5 protein-coding genes are annotated in these 18,643 nt (G+C 56.2%); 4 read left to right on the top strand and 1 reads right to left on the bottom strand.

The window, feature by feature from the left end:
- Positions 1-43 precede the first annotated feature (43 nt).
- Entirely contained in the window at positions 44-2,206 is a 2,163-nt protein-coding gene (locus tag RBB63_RS19970) for a tetratricopeptide repeat protein (protein WP_309386924.1), read from the top strand.
- 14 nt (positions 2,207-2,220) lie between these two features.
- On the opposite strand, the gene RBB63_RS19965 is transcribed toward RBB63_RS19970, so the two are convergent.
- A complete protein-coding gene (locus tag RBB63_RS19965; RefSeq protein WP_309386922.1) occupies positions 2,221-3,081 on the bottom strand; it encodes a hypothetical protein in 861 nt (286 codons plus the stop codon).
- 286 nt (positions 3,082-3,367) lie between these two features.
- Here RBB63_RS19965 and RBB63_RS19960 point away from each other — a divergent pair, with 286 nt between their 5' ends.
- The 3 genes from RBB63_RS19960 to RBB63_RS19950 are packed head-to-tail and all read left to right on the top strand — an operon-like array spanning position 3,368 to position 18,634.
- Positions 3,368-16,111: an SdrD B-like domain-containing protein gene (locus RBB63_RS19960; protein ID WP_309386921.1), complete on the top strand. Its 12,744-nt coding sequence runs from the start codon at positions 3,368-3,370 to the stop codon at positions 16,109-16,111.
- 25 nt (positions 16,112-16,136) lie between these two features.
- Complete coding sequence (locus tag RBB63_RS19955) at positions 16,137-17,930, top strand: autotransporter outer membrane beta-barrel domain-containing protein (RefSeq protein ID WP_309386920.1); 1,794 nt, start codon at positions 16,137-16,139, stop codon at positions 17,928-17,930.
- Between the two features lie 56 nt (positions 17,931-17,986).
- Positions 17,987-18,634 (top strand): 3-keto-disaccharide hydrolase, encoded by a 648-nt coding sequence (locus RBB63_RS19950; protein ID WP_309386919.1) that lies wholly within the window; start codon positions 17,987-17,989, stop codon positions 18,632-18,634.
- Positions 18,635-18,643 lie beyond the last annotated feature (9 nt).

Raw genomic sequence — 18,643 nt, 5'->3', positions numbered from 1 at the left:
CATGTGGAGTTGACGCGCTGTCTGCCATCGTAAAGCTAAGGCAATGGTTTCTTGGCGCTTGTTTCTGGTGATTGTGGCGGTGGGCTGCGCCTTGCTGGCCTTTCCGGGCTGCCAGCCAGAAAAACCGGCGAAAAGCACGACCAAGCCTTCCGCCAAACCAGCTCTTGCTGAGGGCCTGATGCCGGAAACGTTTTTTCCAGAGCGGTTGGCGGAAATCGGTCCTTCGGCCTGCGTAAAATGCCACGCCGACGCAGTGCATGATTGGGAGGGCACGCATCACGCATTAGCCAATCGCCCGGTGAATTCCACCTTGGATAGCGCCGCCTTCACCCCAACCCGAACTTTTACTGACGCCGGGGTGACAACTACGCTGAGCAAGCAGGCGGGCAAATTTGTGATCAAAGTGAACGAGGCCGATGGCAGCGTGAGCCAACATGAGCTGACGGGAGTGATCGCGACCGACCCGCTGCGGCAATACCTGGCACCGTTTCCCAAAGGTCAGTGGCAAACGACCAGTGCGGCTTACGACCCCAAGTTGCACGAGTGGTTCGAGGTCTTTAGCGGGGAAGGGCGTCTGCCTGGCGAATGGGGCCACTGGACGGGGCAGGGCATGAACTGGAACGCCAACTGCGCCGCTTGCCACATGACGGAGTTTAAGAAGAATTTCGATTGGCGAAGCGGGCACTATCAATCCACCTGGCTTCAGCAGGGGATTGCCTGTGCGCAGTGTCACGATGGTTTGGAAACGCACGTCCGCGAGGCCGCCAAACCGGGCTACACCGCGCCGCCGTCCCTGAAAATGAGTTCCGCCCAGATCATGGACAACTGCGCGAGCTGCCATTCGCGTCGAGGTCAGTTGACGGCGGATAAATTTTCCCCCGGCGAGCGTTATCATGACCACTATGAACTCAGCCTGCCGGACCAGCCGGGCTTGTATTATCACGACGGGCAAATACGCGATGAAGACTTTGTGTATGGCTCGTTTATGATGAGTCGCATGGGCCATGCGGGGGTGACCTGCCTCGACTGCCATAATCCCCACACACTGAAGACGATTTTGCCGGCGAACAATAATCAGCTCTGCATGCGTTGCCATGAGTCCGGCGTCGATCAGGCGCCGATCATTCAGCCCGAGGCGCACAGCCACCACGCGGCGGGGAGCGCAGGCAACCTCTGTGTGGAATGCCACATGCCGGAGACGACTTACATGATGCGCGATCCGCGGCGGGATCATGGATTCCTCTCGCCAGACCCGCTGTTGACTTTGGAGCTGGGCATTCCCAATGCGTGCAACCGCTGTCATGCCGACGAGTCGACAGAGTGGGCGGTGGATTGGGCCGAAAAATGGTATGGCGAGCAATTGGCCGCCAAACCTCAGCGCGCGCGGGCGCGGGCCTTGGCCGCAGCTCACGAGGGTGTTCCGGACGCGCATGAGGCCTTGCTGGCTCTGGCGGCGGAAGAGGATGTTCCGGCCTGGCGGGCGACTTACGCTGGACTGCTTGGCGGGTGGGCGCACGAACAGGCCGTCGTAGACTATTTGGCGGGATTGCAGACGGATGAGAGTCCTTTGGTGAGAAATCGTGCAGCGAGGTCACTTGGTTGGACGCCGCAGGGAGCGTCTTTATGGCGGGGGGATGACTCGCGTTCGGTTCGTATTGCGGTGGCTTTCGCCACGCTGGGGCGCGAGGCCATGACTGAAGACGAAGTAGCGGAATGGCTTGAATTCCAAGAGTTTAACAGCGACCGCCCGCAGAATGCGTTTATTTTGGCGGAAAGATTATCGGCTCTGGGGGGGAGTGAGCAGGATATTCGCTTACTGGTCGACCGGGCTGTTGAGTTGGATCGCGCCTCCGCTGAAGTTCACTTGCAGGCGTCGGTCTTTTACAGCCGATTGGGTGACTCTGAAGCAACCGAAGCGGCGTTGCTGGAGTCGCTTCGGATCGATCCGCAACACGTGCAGGCGCTCTACTACCTGGCTCTGTTTCGCGCGGAGCAGGGGAATTTCAGCGAGGCGATTTCCCTGCTTACCGATGTGGTGGCGCTTGAGCCTGGTTTTGAGCGCGCTTGGTTCAACCTGGCGCTGGCTTACACAAAAATCGGGGAATGGCAAAAGGCGGCAGAGGCGCTTCAGCGCACGCCTTCACTGCAAGGTAGCCCGCAGTGGCGGCAAACGATGAGCGTTGTCCAGCGGCAATTGGGGCAATAGCGGACGGTCGACGGTTAGTTTTCCAGGAATTCCAAGCGCAGGAATTTGCGTTCGTTGCCCGCGCCGAGGGCGACGGGGTCACGGATTAGCAGTGAACCATCTGGCAGCGTCTCAATAACCGCCGCCGTGACATTTTCCGCAAAAGAGAGATCGGGGGATACCCAGCCGAGGATTTCAACATCGGCGTCCAGTGAAGGTTGAATCACGACGCCGAGGTATTTGCCCTGTTCAGCGGGGGGGAGGCCAGCTTCGCTTGGCGAATTGTGCGCCTGGGGGGCAAAAAGCGCGCCAGTCGTCGTTTTGACGGGGTCCTTGTCGAGGGCGTATTCGATGACATTGTCGACGCCGTTGCCGTTTGCGTCGCTGCTGCTGAGACCGGCGTTATCGCCATCAGCAAAAAACTTTTTTGCCCATAACTCGTAGCTGATGACCGGAATTGGCGTGGTGTCACCGACGGGGGACGTAATCATTTGGTAGTTTTCGCCGTTAATGTAGCCGACGATGGCGGTGGTCGCTGAACCGACGAGCCAGTTCACCTTACGCTCACGGTCGCCGTCGGTCGGCCATGTCCAATCAGCGTCCGTGATGAGGATCCACTCCATGTTTTCGCGACTGCGCCGGACACCCCAGATGTATCCCTGTTCACCTGTTGGGTCTGTGTTGGAAACCTTGTGGCGGGCATTGAAGACGCTGTACTGCGGGTTGTAGTTGACGGCATCAATGGTAGTCCAGTGCTCGGCCCACTCCGAAATATTTTCCGAACTAGGGGTGAAGTCCTCAAACGTTCCCAGGTAAAAAACGTAGCTGCCATCCAGTGGAGTCGTGAGATCACTCTCCAAGTTATTGGCGTAGACTGAGCCGCCCCAGTCTAACATGCGGGCCGGGGCTTTTGCAGAAAAGGTAAGGGATAATAGCCCTATTGATGTCAGAGCGATTACTTTTCTTTTTAGAAAAATATTTAGGAATAACAGCCTATTTTCTGCCTCTTTAATCAAAATATTCATTTACTATTAATGTTTGCTTATTTAAGACCGTTTATTTTGTCAATCCTTTCGACCCCTGTTGGTCGATTGAGCACTTCAAAGTAAATAGTCGGAATTACGTAACAAATATTTAGATAAAAGTCCTCAATAGTTATTCCCTTTGAAATCTACTACCAAAGTGATAGGAACTAAGATGCGCTGGCTTATCGGCGCTATCCTGCTCGGCTTTACCACAATCGTGTGTGCTGGGCCTGAGCCAGTTCAATATTTCTACCTGCCGCTGCCGGAAGCTTCGGTGCAGCGTACGCTGGTTGAGCTGCAACCCAACCGGACGGTGGGGCAGACGATCCGTAGCGTCACGTCACTGACCACGACGCGTGATAATACGATCATCTACTATGACCAGTGGGAGAACGGATACGACATCGACATCGCAAACCCGGTCAACATTTACAGCGCCTCCAATCCCGGGGGCACGCAAATCTGGGGGGACGGCGATCCCAGTAACGGCATTCCGCCAGGATTTGCCTCGGATATCATCGACGCAGATGCGGTTATTGCGCTGACCAACGACGTCACCACGCCGCGTAACACGTCTACGATCTTATTTGATGCGCGGGACAAATTGGCGTCCACCAAAGCCGTCGCCATGACGCGCGCGGAGTGGGCAACGAATCCCGGCACCGTTCTGGCGGGCGCGGTTGAAGTTTATTCAACGGCTTTTCTGGGGACCAGTTATGAATTTCCGATCGGGGAAGACTTGGCGGCCATTTCGGAGCAGATGTTCGAGTACGTGTCGGTCTTTGTCATGTCGACCGCCAGCGGCAACACCGTCCAGATCGACTTGGACGGCGACGGAATTACCGATGTCACCCGGACGCTGAACGAGGGCGAAAATTATTTTGTTAGCGGCGTGGAAACCGGTGGCAGCATTACCGCGACAGAAAATGTGCAGGTGCACTTGATTACGGGCAACCTGAGCAACAATGGCGGTAACCTGGAGGCGCGCTGGTATACGCTTCTGCCGCTGAACACCTGGAGTTCGGAGTATTACAACCCGGTTGGCAGCTCGGGCAGCAGCCAGCCCACGCAAGTGTATCTTTACAATCCCAATGACATCGCGATCGACATTGACTACGAAACCTTTGTCAGCTCGGGCACGATCAATGTCGCTTCGGGCGCGGTCGCCGAGTATACGATGCCCAGCAGCTCGGGCGCGGTCTTTACCTCCCGGGAAGGTGACCCGTTCTTTGGCGTCGCGAACGTCGCCGCGGGCGGTAATAATGGTGGTTCGTCAGGGTCGGACAACGACACTTGGGACTGGGGCTTCAGCCTCGTGCCCGAGGAAATTCTGACGCCACAAGTGGTCGTTGGTTGGGGACCAGGCGCGGATGACCGCGATGGCAATGGATCGCCAGACGCTCAAGGCAGCCCCGTTTGGGTGGCCGTTACGCAGAGCACGGTTGTCTATGTTGACTACGATGGCGACGCCTCGACGGGTCCGAATGTTGACCCCAACGGCAATCAGTACGACGTTGCGTTCAACCTCAACCGCCTGCAGCAGACCAAGGTTTACGACAACACTGACAACGACCAGACCGGCATGAAGCTGTACACGGTCGATGGCACCTTGATCACCGCCGCCTGGGGGCAGGATCCCAGCACGGCTGGCACAGGCAACCCCTACCTTGACTTGGGCACAACGGTGCCGCCGTTTCCGTTTCCGCAGTTAGTCAAAACGGCGCAGGAAGTTTCCGATGGCGATGGCATCTATGAGCCAGGCGACGTCGTCGAATACACCATCAGCGTGACGAACCTCGGCGCGGTGCCGCTGGCGGACCTGGAGCTTTCCGACGAATTGCCCAGTAATGTATCCTACGTCCCTGGCACCTTGGCCGTAGGCGGCGTTGCGCAAGCTGACGACGCCTCGGGCACCGCTTTTCCGCTGGATGGCGACGGGATCATTTTGCCGACGATAGGCGTGCGCGAGGAGTTGTTGGTCACGTTTGACGTCACGCTCGATCCTGCTGCCGCTGGCAGCCTAGTAAATACCGCTATTTTGGACATCGGTCCGGAAGTGTTGATTGCCGATACGCTGTCCTCTTCCAGTCAGATCAACGTCGTCAACAACCGTGTCGCGCCGGACATCGAGTTTACCGACAGCGGCTACAGCCCGGTTGCGATCTACAATGAAGGCGAAGATATTTACGTTCAACTGGTCGACTCCGACTTGAATGTCAGCGTGTTCAACGCCGACACCTTCACCGTCCTGGTGCGCAATGACGATAACGGCGATTTCGAGTTGCTTGACCTCGTTGAGACGGGCCCGAACACATCGATTTTCCGTGGCGGTCCGCTGACGACGACTTCTGGCGGCTCGGCGACGCCTCAGAGTGGCGTCTTAAAAATCAACGTGGGCGACACGCTCAGTGTTTCCGCGACGGACCCGGGTGATCCTGTGGGGCTGCCCAATACGGACACCGACACGGCGTTTGTGCCGGTGCCGACCAACGAAAAAATCCTCTACCTGAGCACGGACGGCGCGGACAACGATACGACTGGCTACTCGGATCGCATTAATCCATCTGACCCGGATAATCTGGATACGACGACGTCTTACACCGCAGCGCCCAGCAGCGTAAGCGAATTGATGGCCGTCAATACCTCTTCGGCAGTGACGACTGCCAATGCCAACACCTTAACTTTCTCGCACACGGTGGGCTCTGGTCCAGACCGGCTGCTCGTGGTTGGAGTCGCAGTCGGCGGCAACCAAACGACGGATAGCGTCGCCGTAACGCCCGTGCAGTCCGTGACTTTCAATGGCCAGTCGCTGCAGCTTTTGTCTGCGATTTCTGAACCTGGCGCCACCTCGGTGGCGCGGGCGGAATTGTGGTATCTGGTCAACCCGCCTGCTGTGACTGGCAACGTGGTGGTGACGCTCCAGAACAGCAACACACGTTCTTTTGTCGCCGGGGCCACAACTTTCTGGGGCGCCGATCAACTGACGCCATTTGGGACACCGGTCACGGATGCATCCGACGATGATAACAATCAGACGTCGTTTGACCTTGGTCTGACCGGAGTCGGGGCAGATGACATCGGCTACAGCGTCATTGGCTGGGATGAGCAGGATTCCTCCGAAGGCGAGTTCATTTCGGTCGGTGGAAGCCAGACGTTGCTTTGGACTGATGACGCCGATAATCCGAACGATGTCATTGCGGGCGCCGCCTCCATTATCGAGGGGGGGGGCACGTTAGATTTTGACTATTCAACGAGCGGTGTTTCGGGGGAATGGGCTGGCGTCGCCGTGGCTATTCGGCAAGCGAGAGTACTCAATTGGGATGCGACTTCGACTGGATTCGCAAACGATAACTTCTCCTCGATTACGGTTTCCCACACCACAGCGAATGAAGCGAACCGCTTGATCGTGGTTACGCTCTCCTGGCAAGATGATGATACGCCGAATCGCAATGTGGATGAGAATTCTGTCAGCATCAGTTACAACGGAGACACGGGCTTTACCCGCGCCGGAATTCAGTCTGGTGGTCCAAACAACGATGAAGACTGGGCGGCGATTTACTACATGGTGGCGCCCGATATCGGGACGCATGACTTGGTGGTGAGCGCCACCGGCGGCGAATCGGGAGACAGTATGGCGGTTGGCGTTACGACTTTCTATGGCGTTGACCAATTGCAGCCGCTTAGAACATCGCCCGCTACTTTTACCGGCGCAGATGGCCCAGATGGTTCAACGACTTCGACGCTGAATGTGACTTCCGCCGAAGAGGAAATTGTGCTGGACGTAATCACCATCGACGACGGCGACCAGCTTAATGACTCGGACAGCAGCCAAACGCAGCTCTACCTGAACAACAACCCTGCCAACGTAAGTAGCGGCGCGAGCATCAAGGCGGGTGCTTCTTCAGTCGCGATGACTTGGGGCTTCGAAGGTGATGAATATTGCCATGGCGCCATCTCCATACGTCCGGCCAGCACTTCCAGTGAGGCATTGGTTTTTACCCAGAATCCTGGTTTTGTGATGGATTTCGACATGCCGCAAGGCGGGGTGATCAGCGCGACGGCTTATCTGGATTCGCTAACGGGCACGATGCCAGTTACGGCGGACGTAATCGCAGAATTTAGTTATGGGTCGGAGCCACCCTTTGCTACGGTTGACAGTGCAACCTACAACAGTGTCGATGGCACGCTTACCTGGACTGCGGCTTTAGGCAGTGACGTGACGATTCCGACTGGCGAATCGATCATCATGACGATCACCAACGCTGAGGTGGGCACTTCGTTCCGCGTTGCTTACGACAGCAACACCTATCCGTCGTTCATCTCACTGCCGGCCGAGACGGTCATCGATGTGCAGAACGTGGAAGTTTACGATGCGCCTTATCCGAATGGAAACTTGGTGACCGAAGGCTACGTTGGGCAGAAGTTTTATATCCGCACCACGATCAGCGATCCATTTGGCACAGCGGACATCACCGATCCGAGCATCCAAATAACGGACCCCAACGCGTCCAATTTGCTTACGCCTGATCCCAGTTTGTTGGAGTCCGTCGGGACGCTGGTTGCCAGTGACGCGTCTTCGCTCACCTACGAATACGAGTGGCAGTCAACTGCGACCGACGGCGTTTATACGATCACCGTTTCTGCGGACGAAGGCACTGAAGGCACTGTTTCGGATACCTTGCAAACGACGTTGACCTTGGCAGGCGTTGATGGCGGCACGCCTTCCACGATTTACTTCACGACGGGCGACAACGGCCCGGAAACCACTTCCTATACTGGCAATGAACCCATTGGCGTGCGTCTCGTGGACTACGATGAAAATGAGGACCCGGGCGCTATCGACACCGTCCAAGTCACTATCACCACGAGCTCAGGTGATACGGACGTAGTCACGTTGGTCGAAACCGGCGTCAATACCGGCATTTTCACGGCGGTCTTCCCATCTGCAACGGACACAACGAACGGCGACGATGGCGACATCAATGCTGGCGAAGGCGCCGGTCTAACCGTTACCTACTTTGACGACGACGATCCGACCGATGGCTCTCAAGCCCAAGCCGCAGTTCCTTTCACCACGGCCAACACTGCGGGTGTCGTTATCGACAAGGTGCTTTTGGATCCGTCTGATGGAACCGCGATTGTCGGCGACCAAGTTATTTACAATATTACGGTGCTGAACGTTGGCAATGTTCCGCTGACTTCCATCGAGTTGTTGGATGCGTATGCGGACAGTGAACTGTCGTTCGTAACCGCATCCATCTTGCCCGACAGTTCCTCGCTTGGAGGCGGCACGCGCACGCTGACGTGGGATGACCTTGGCGGGTTGGCCGTTGGGGAAAGCATCACCATTTCGGTGACTTACACCACGACCGCTTCGGGAACGATTTCCAGCACCGCCACGGCGAATGCAGAGTCTGCTTTCAACGACCCAAGTGACTCGGACACCGAGGCGCTGACCGTGACCAACCCGGCGCTGACGATAACCAAGACGCTTATCGGCGGCGCGCAAACCGCGTATTATGGCAACCTCGTTGAATACTCGATCACGATTCAGAACACTGGCGACACCGCCATCGAATCCCTGCCTTTCACCGACAACTACAGCTCCTGCTTGCAGTTGCTGGCTTCAACACCAGTGGCGGACTCCAGCGGTGGCGGCGTGGCGCAGTGGAATGACCTCGTAGCTGGCGCAGCGACGTTTGGCGCGGGCGCATCGACCGAGATCACCATGACTTTCCTCGTTGTTGGCGAATGTGACCCGGCGCTTAATGTCGGCGAGTCCCGATTTGCCATCGACGTAAATGGCGACCCTGTGCCGCCAGCCGAAGACGAAAATGAAGACCTAACGACCGACGCCGCCAGCATCAGCGGGACCGTTTGGCAGGATGATGACGGCAGTGGCGTGCAAGATGGCGCGGAAGGCGGCTTGTCCGGCATCCGGGTTTACATCGATTTGGATGGAGACGGCGTTCGCGACAGCAATGAACCCTTTGACATCACGGACGCCAGCGGCGCCTACCGCATTGGTAATTTGGCTGCCGACACTTACCTGGTGCGCATCGACGAGAACTTCCTCGATGACGCTTTGTCCATCACCACACCGGGGCTGACTTACCACTCCCTGACCTTGGCGCCAGGCGAAGACGTCGATGCGGACTTCGGCGTTGAACTGACCACCGTGACGGGCATTATCTTTAACGATTTCGATGGCGACGGCAGCACCACTCCAGGCATCGGCGAAGACGGCATTGGCGGCGTCGATGTCATCATCACGGACTCTCTTGGAAACGTGCAGACGGTGCGCACGCTGGCGGATGGAACCTATACGGCGGAAGTCGCGCCCGGTCTTGTTTGGGTGAATGTGGATGAGTCTTCGCTGCCAGCAGGCTACACGCTAACCACCGACGGAGGCGTCGACAACGAGCCACAATCGCTGACGGCGGTTGCTGGCGTGAATACCTTTACCGGCATTGGCTATCAGCAGCCACAAGGCGTCGCGGGGCATCTCTTTATCGATCTTGATGGAGACGGAACGCAGGACGCGGGCGAGCCAGATTTATCCGGCGTAACCGTCTTCCACGACGCCAATAGCAACGGCGTGCTGGATGGCGGTGAGGCCAGCGGCGTCACCGCCAGCGTAGGCGATTATGTCATCGTGATTGGAGCGACTGGTTCGGTTTCGATCAAGGTGGATACGACGACGCTGCCGGCTGGCATGAACACGACGGCGACCACGGGCAATGATCCGCAAAGCGTCACAGTCAACGCCAGCGCCACCACGCCTGCTGCTGACGTTGGTTTTGAATATAGCGGTCTGGGCATCTTGAAGACGTCTAATGCGACGGGCGATGTTGAGCCCGGCGACACGATCACTTATAAGATTCTCGTCAGCAACAACACGGGCTCGACGCACACCGGCATCGACATCACCGACACGCTGCCAGCTGATGTCACCTACGTGGCCAACAGCCTGAGCGTTCTTTCGCCGCTGACCTACACGCAGTCTGTGTCCTTGAACATTACTGACGACTTCGAATCTCAGGATGAAACCGGTGGGTCTCCGCTGGCGACCAGCAACTCGCCTGGCTGGGTTGGCAACTGGTTTGAAATCGATGAAAGCAACGGCTTCGCACTCGCCAATGTCGCGATCACCAACGACGTTGGCGCCAACACGCCTTCGTGGTCACTGGTTGTGGAAAATCAAGACAACGGCGCTGGCCGCTTTCTCGATCTTTCTTTGGCCACATCCGCGACGATTGACTACACTTACCGGCGTGAATCGCTGAACGCGGGCGACGACGATGTCGACGTGCAAATCTCCAATGACGGTGGGTCCAACTGGACCACACTCGGCACGTATGGTAATGGAGGCAACGACGCCAACTACATTGATCAGGGATCACCGATTAACATTTCCAGTGGATTCTTCACTGATACCACCGTGCTGCGTTTCTATTCCGAAAGCGGAATTTTAGAGGCGGAAGATTACATTCACTTTGATGACATTGTCATCGCCGTGAACTACACTGAGTCGGTTGCGCAACCTGGCGCCCAAGGCAACTTCCCGATCGACGATGAAATCGGCAACGGCTTTACGCTCAATGACGGCCAGAGCATTACCATCACCTACAAGGTGAAGGTGGTGGCTGACCCGGTTGGCGCGGCGATCACGAACACCGCGAGCGTCAGCAGCAGCGAACAGCCCGTTGCGGTTGAGTCCTCGGTGACGAGCAACATTGATGACCCGGCGGAGGGCATCCTCAGCGGCTATGTTTTGGAAGACACCAATGGCGACGGCAACGGCAATATCGGCATTGAAAACGTGACCATCGAGCTGCTGGATTCCTCCGGTAACTCTATCGACAGCGATCCGGCATTGCCGGGCGTCCAGATCACGGTGACCACAACCGACAGCGACGGCGCTTATAGCTTTGAGAACGTGCCGCCCGGCAGTTATCAGGTGCGTCAGACTCAGCCGAGCGGCTACCTCAGCCTCGCCAGCGCGGATGATGGCGGAGATGTCAATATCCTCGGCGACGTTACCTTGATCGTGGTGACGGACGGCGTGACGACGGCGGGCAATACGTTTATCGAGCAAAAGCCTGCAACCATTTCCGGCTTCGTGCTGGAGGACTTCAATGCGGACGGCGTTGGCGATATCGGCATCGCGAACGTGGTGCTGGAGTTGCTGGACGCGAGCGGCGCAAGCATCGACAGCAATCCGTCGTCGCCGGGCGTCCAAGCGACCACTACGACGACTAATGGATCTGGCCAGTTCTTCTTCACGAATCTCACACCGGGCTCCACTTATCAAGTGCGCCAAGTGCAGCCTGCTGGTTACCAAAGCGTGGGCGACTCGGATGGCGGGCTGCCCAACCGCATTGGCGACATTACGCCGATCACGGTTACAATTGGCCTGAACCTGGGTTACTATTTCACTGAAGAATTGTTGCCGGGCAGCATCTCCGGCACGGTTTACGATGACACGGATGGCGACGGCATAGGCGATGTCGGCATCGAAGGTCTACGCGTCTTCATCGACCGCAACAGCAATGGCGTGTTCGATGGCGTGGACGTGGAAGCCACGACTGCTGTCGACGGCTCGTTCAGCTTTATCAACCTCCGCGCCGGTTACTACCTGATTGTTGCTGAAGATGCGTCTGGCTATGTGTCGGTCAGCGACTCAGATGGCGGCAACCCAAGCATTACGGCGATTTCGCTGGGCGCTGGAGTCAATGAAACCGACATCGACTTCATCGACGGCATTCCTGCCACCATCAGTGGCCAGGTGCGTGATGACGCCGATGGCGATGGAGACACCAGCGATGCAGATTCTGGTTTGGTCGGCGTCACGATCGAACTTTATGAGGACCTGAATCAGAACGGATTGGTTGACTTCAACGAGGACCTCATCGCTACGCAGGTTACCGATGGTTCCGGCAACTATTCCTTCGATGTGGCGGCAGGGGATTACGTGCTCTTGGAAGTGGATCCCGCCAATTACCTGAGCACCGCAGACACCGATGGCGCGAACGACAATCAGATCGGCTTGGCCGTGGCGCCGAACACGACTTACGCCAACAATGTCTTCCTCGACACGAATCAGGGACCGAATATTTCCGTGAGCAAAACGCTCAATTCGGTTCTGCCATTGACCTTGCCGTTGAGCTATGGGGATCTGGCGACCTACACCATTAGCATTACGAACAATGGGAATACCGATGTGGTCAGCATACCATTGGTGGATACGTATGACGCGAGCCTACTCGAGTATGTGTCTGCTTCCGTTGCTCCATCTTTCTTCATTCCCGGAACGATTACCTGGAGTGATCTGGGAGCGCTGGATACGGGCGATTCGACCAGTTTGACGGTTACCTTCCGTGTTATTGGCGAGTCCAATTCGATCACCAACACCGCAACGGTTGATGATGCAGAAGATGAGTTTGCCAACTTGCTGGATGCGACCGATGACGACACCCAGTTGAGCACGCAAACGTCCAGTATCACTGGCCGGGTCTGGGAAGACAGCGATGGCAATCAGTCTCAGAATGGCGGCGAAAGCGGCTTGGAGAATATCAGTGTTTACCTCGATTTGAACGAGAACGGCGTGCTCGATTTAAATGAGCCAACGACGGATACGGATGCCAGTGGAGACTACATTTTCACGAATTTGGATGCCGGTTCATATGATGTGCGCATCGACGAAAGTTCTTTGCAAGGGCCGCCGGCCTACAATGCGACCACCACTGTTCCGGTCGAAGTTACCTTGGGCGATAACACCGATCAAACGGGCGTCAACTTTGGTTACCAACAGCAGAGCGCAGCCATCTCAGTGGTGAAGACTTCGAACGCCAGCGGTACGGTTAATCCGGGCGATATCATAGACTATACGATTACCATCACGAACAACACAGGCTCAGTTCAGGAAAACGTAGCGGTGACAGATTTACTGCCCGGTGGAACTACGTTTGTGCCGGCGAGCTCGTCTTACACTTGGTCGGGTAACTCAGGATCACGTCAGTATCTGGACAATTTTACCGTCCAGTCTTACAGCAACAGCTTTGGTTCGACGAATTGGACCACATCCTGGATCGAAGGGGGCAGTGAAAGCGGCAACAGTCCGTCTACGGGTCAGATCCGCATCTATACTGCGGCCCTTGATATCTTGTATTGGACAGGGATCGGTAATTCAAACTACCACATCCGCCGCGCGGTGAACTTGGCGTCGATGACGTCAGCCACCATCAATATCAACCTGGAGCAGTACGGTTCAATTGACTCGGGGGACACCTTTACGATTCAGGTATCGGGTAACGGCGGTTCCAACTACACGCAGGTTCATCAGCAGGTAGGCGCATTGTCGACGAATCCGCAGCAGCTTGCGATTCCGATTCCGAGTAACCTGATCAACGCCAACACCGTGGTGCGCTTAATTGGCAATTCCTTTGGCAACAATGAATATATGGTGGTCAATGAAATCGAAATTACCGCGACTTCCGCCTTTTCGATTACCAATTCCGCTGGCGACCCAACCGCAGCAGGTCAGTTGATTACCGCAGCAAACAATATCGACATGAACCCGGGCGATACGTTGACGGTAACGTACTCAGTTCTGGTCAACGATTACCCGAATGTGTCCACGGTTAAGAATACGGCTTCTTATACCAGCGTTCAGCAGACCACTCCATTGACTTCGACGGTGTTCGATCCGATCAATGTCGGCTCGATAAGCGGCCATGTGTTAGCAGACACCGATGGCAACGGTATTGGCGACGGCGGTCTTTCTGGAATCGTGATTACACTACGCAACGCCGATGGCTCGACGATCGACACAAACCCGAACATTGGCGGCGTCCAGGAACCTGTGGCGACGACCAATGCTGCTGGCGAATTCACCTTCGAAAGCGTTCCGCTTGGCGATTACCGGGTAGTCCAACTCACACAGCCAACTGGCTATATCAGCATTGCCGATACCGATGGCGCGAATAACACCGTGAACAATATCATTGGTGATGAAAGTGCGCTGACGATTGCCAGCAATGGTGATTCCTTGACGGAGATACTCTTCGTCGAAGCGCAGTACGGTTCGATCTCTGGCGTAGTTTACGAAGACCTGAATCTGGATGGCGGATTCAATGGTGGTGAGCCGGGCTTGGCCAACGCGACCATCGACCTGATCCTGGATGCGAATGCAAACGGGGTCGTGGACGGTGCGGACATTCTTTATAGCTACCCAACGACCACTGACGGCAATGGCGATTACAGCTTTGCGACGGTTCCAGTGGGTAGATACATCATCCGTGAAACGGACCCTAGCGGCTACTATAGCACGGGGGATGATGATGGCGCCAATGACAACAAAATCATCAGCGGCATTGTGGTGACCAGTGGCGGCGCCATTTCCAGCGGCACTTCGTTCTACGACGCGAGCGCTACGGCGAACGACGATAATGACTGCGAATATGACTTCCTCGAACTCGCGCTCAATGGCGATACCAGCAATGGGGTCTTCAACAGCGGATTGCTAAGCCTGCAATTGATCGACGCCAGCACCGGTCGCTTCGATGTGGTCTTCACGCGCCCAGATAATTTACTCAACGTTAGCTACCAATTGCAGGGCTCGAACAACCTGATTGGCTCCTGGTTCACCATTGCCACGATACCGGCGAACTCCTCGGTTTCGGCGCCGTTTACCAGCAAGGACAATGGGGCCACGGAAACCGTTACCTACGGCAACATCCAGACGGCGCCCGGATTCAACTCGGCTGATTTCGGCTTGGTGCGTCTCGCGGTGACGACCGGCAGCACGACGCTTTATACGCAAGTTTATGGTTGGCAGGGAACTCAGATGGAGCTCGCTGAAGCCAATTCCTGGAGTAATCCTTTCACATTGGATGAAGTGTTCTGCGGCTCGGTGGATGTCGTGGCAGGCTCCATTCTCGACTTAAGCAGCGCTGCGAACGGAGCAGATTTGGGCGCCTTGGTCAACGGTGGCGGCTACTATGTGGAAGTCGCCAGTGGGCCGTTGGAAGGTCATCGTTTTGACATCGCTAGCGGTGATGTGGACGAAGTCACTCTTACGACTGATACAGACATTTATTCTCCTGCGGATGGCGACAGCTTCAATACGGCCAATGGCATGCCTGCGCTAACCGGAGCCGATATCAAGATCCGCCGTTACCGCACCTTTGGCGAACTCTTCGATAAGGACGTGACCTTTGAAGGTCAGGACAGCGGCGACCCGAATCTGGCGACGCACATCTACATCTTTAACAACCGCCTGAGCATCCCGCTCTACGAAGCCTTCATGCTCGCCTACTATGGGCCGCAGTGGGCGCCTCTGGGCGTCACCGAGGGATCATATTGGGTGCGTGAAGATCAGCTCTTCCCCTTCGAGGACCAAGGCGATTTATTGATCGACCCGGCGACCGGATTCTTGATCGTTTCGCGTCAGACTGCGTCCAAGATCTATTCATACGGCAAGGTGCGTAATCACGACGCCGCCGTCGTGCTCAATGATAATGGCGACGATCCAAGCATCCCTGGCTACAACCTGGTTGGCGCGATGTATCCGGTGACTCAGGTGCCGGTGGATAGCGCTGACTCTGGTCAAAACGGCCGTGGCATGACATCCAGTGTATTCCAGGCTGGCAACGATCCGGACAATGCGGCGGAGATCCTGCTGTGGGAAACCGATCCCGAAGTGGATGACCGCAACACGGTCTTCTTCCTCTTCGCTGGTGAAGACGCCTGGGTGAATTACGCGGAAATCGGTGGACCTCCCTTTACGAACCTGAACGACTCACCCAACGCGCTGCAATTCCGCAGCGACCGTGCAAGCTTAATCAAACTGCCGGAAGGCGACGAGACGGTGCTCATCGTACCTGTGCCTTCACCTTGATGACTGAACTGTTTTTCCTGCTGTTGTGAGAATTAAACATCTCAAATACTTTTTGCTAATTTTGCTGCCAGGCGTTCTGGCCGCCCAGATTACTATTAACTGGGGCACGGGCGTTGCGTTTGATCGTATTGTGCAGCAGGACGGCACTTCGGTTCCATCGCCAGCGAGTGGCTACACCTACGAGATTGGCACCTTCGGCAGCTTTGTGCCGACGGCGGATAATTATGATGAATGGGCTGCCAACTGGCATGTCTTTGACGGTGATCCATTCTTCTACACTGCGGGCGCGTCCAACGTCGGTTTATACATCGATAGTGCAGGCCTGGATTCCAGCCAGGAAACGACGTCCACCTACACCGGCGCAGATACCGGCTACACCTTTGCTGCCGGTCAGCAGGCTTATGTGTGGATTTACAACGAGAACGATCCAAACGCAATCGACACCAATACGCAGTGGGCGCTCTACACGCAGTTGATCGACGGTTCGAGCACGATTGACGCCGCTTGGCAAATGCCGGACGCCAGCAGCTCGACGACTACGCGCTCCTGGTATGTCTCTTCAGCGGATACCGCTGTTTGGGGTTCCGTGGATAGCGGGGCTGACACGGGCGGCGGCAACATCATCGAATCTCCAGGCTCATACCACGTGCAAACGGCGGGCTTCACCGCCGGCGTTTATTGGGACATCAATGGCTCCACCGCAGGCGCGACCAACTCGACCACCGCCACCGGCACTTGGAACAGCTCAAACACCAACTGGAGCAATGATCCAACGGGCAACATTACCACCGGCGCTTTCACCGATTACAAAGTCGCGACGTTTTCAGCCAACGATGGTGGGACAGGCGAAGCCAGCGGTAGTTTCACGATTACCAAAGCGGGCAGCGCGAATGTTTTCGGTTTGGACTTCGTGGATGGCACGGTGACGATTGGCCATGGTTCCGGCGGCGAAATCGTTTTTGACACCAATGGCAAGAGCATCGCCTTCGACGATGGCGCTGGTAACAACGGCCTGATCGACACGGCTTTCATCAATGTCCACAGCGGTCATACGGCCACCATTGAAACCGCAATTTCCAGTTCGCAGGATGTGAACTTGACCGGCGGCGGCACATTAGTGCTTTCTGGTTCGCAGACTGGTGAAATCGACGGCACACTCGCTCTGCAAAATGGAACGCTGCAAATGGAAGGCACAGGCACGAATCCACGACTTGGATTTAATAGCGGCGGCACAACCAACATCAGCCTTGAAGGCGGTTCGCTGATCGTATCCGAAGCATCGCCCGACACGAATGTTCAGTTTGGCAGCACGACCACTGTTAGCTTCACCAGTGGCAGCATCGTCCTCAACAACGTGAATGAAAATCTGGGGACGTTGAGCCTGACGCTGAGCACGGATTCCGAAATCAGCTTCACCGGCAACACCACGAGTTCGATTATCTCCTTCGCCGATAGTTCTGGTTTAGACTGGTCGTCGTCGGAGACATTGCTGGTCACCGATTGGGCGGGTAATCCATTGAACCTGGGGACAGGCGGAGGCGCTGGAACCGGCGGTGGCGGCACCGACCAGTTTTACATCGGCTCGGACGGCAGCGGCATTACTTCGGAACAATTGAGTAAGATCAAGTTCGTGAATCCCTACGGGCTGCCGGCTGGAGTTTACGATGCCTACATCCTCAGCACGGGCGAAATCGTGCCAGGCGTGATTCCCGAGCCATCCACCTATGCCTTTGGGGGAGCGCTTCTGTTATTGGGTTTGGGAGATTACTTACGGCGTCGAAAAAAGAAGCAGTCGCTTCACCCGGAAGCCGACGGCTAATCGGGTGCGTGCGATTTAACTTTAAAGCAGTGGCCGTGCCCGGCATATTCGTGAGCATGCGATTGAATGCTACTCGTTACTTTGCCTTTCTTTTGCTGGCCGGAGCCAGCGCGCTTCACGCCGATTCTCAAACGCTGCCAGCTACAGCGGTTGAGCAATTGGCATTTTTTGACGGCGAAAAAAAACTAAACAGCGCTGAGGCGTGGAGCATGGAAGGCGAAGAGCTCGTTTGCAGCGGCGCGCCGCGTGGCTACTTGGTCATCGCGGAAAATGTGAGCGACTTCACATTGTCGCTTGAGTGGAAGTGGGAGGGAGTTGAAGGCGGCAACAGTGGCATTCTGGTGCATGCGCTACCCGGTTCCAGCGGGTTCCGCACTTGGCCCAGCAGCATCGAGATCCAGCTTCAGCACGGAATGGCGGGAGACATCTATGCGATTGGTCAGTTGCCTGGCTTCAGTGGATCGGGCTCAGTTTTTGTCGCGCCGGGCGTTCCCGTCACCCGGCTCGATCGCAAAACAACCGTCGATAAGGAGGTCGGCGATTGGAACTCCATCAAGATTACTTCGCAGAGTGGTGAATTAACGGTGGTGGTTAATGGCGAGACGGTGAACCACATCACGCACGTTCACCCAAGCCAGGGCGCGATTGCGCTTCAGAGCGAAGATACGCCGATTCGCTTCCGCAACATTGTGTTGGACCAATAATTGCGCTGG

This window comes from Cerasicoccus frondis (assembly GCA_031296915.1).
GTDB classification, from domain to species: Bacteria; Verrucomicrobiota; Verrucomicrobiia; order Opitutales; family Cerasicoccaceae; genus Cerasicoccus; species Cerasicoccus frondis.
The sequence above is the reverse complement of the archived record's forward strand: the minus strand, read 5'-3'. Positions and strand labels throughout refer to the sequence as shown.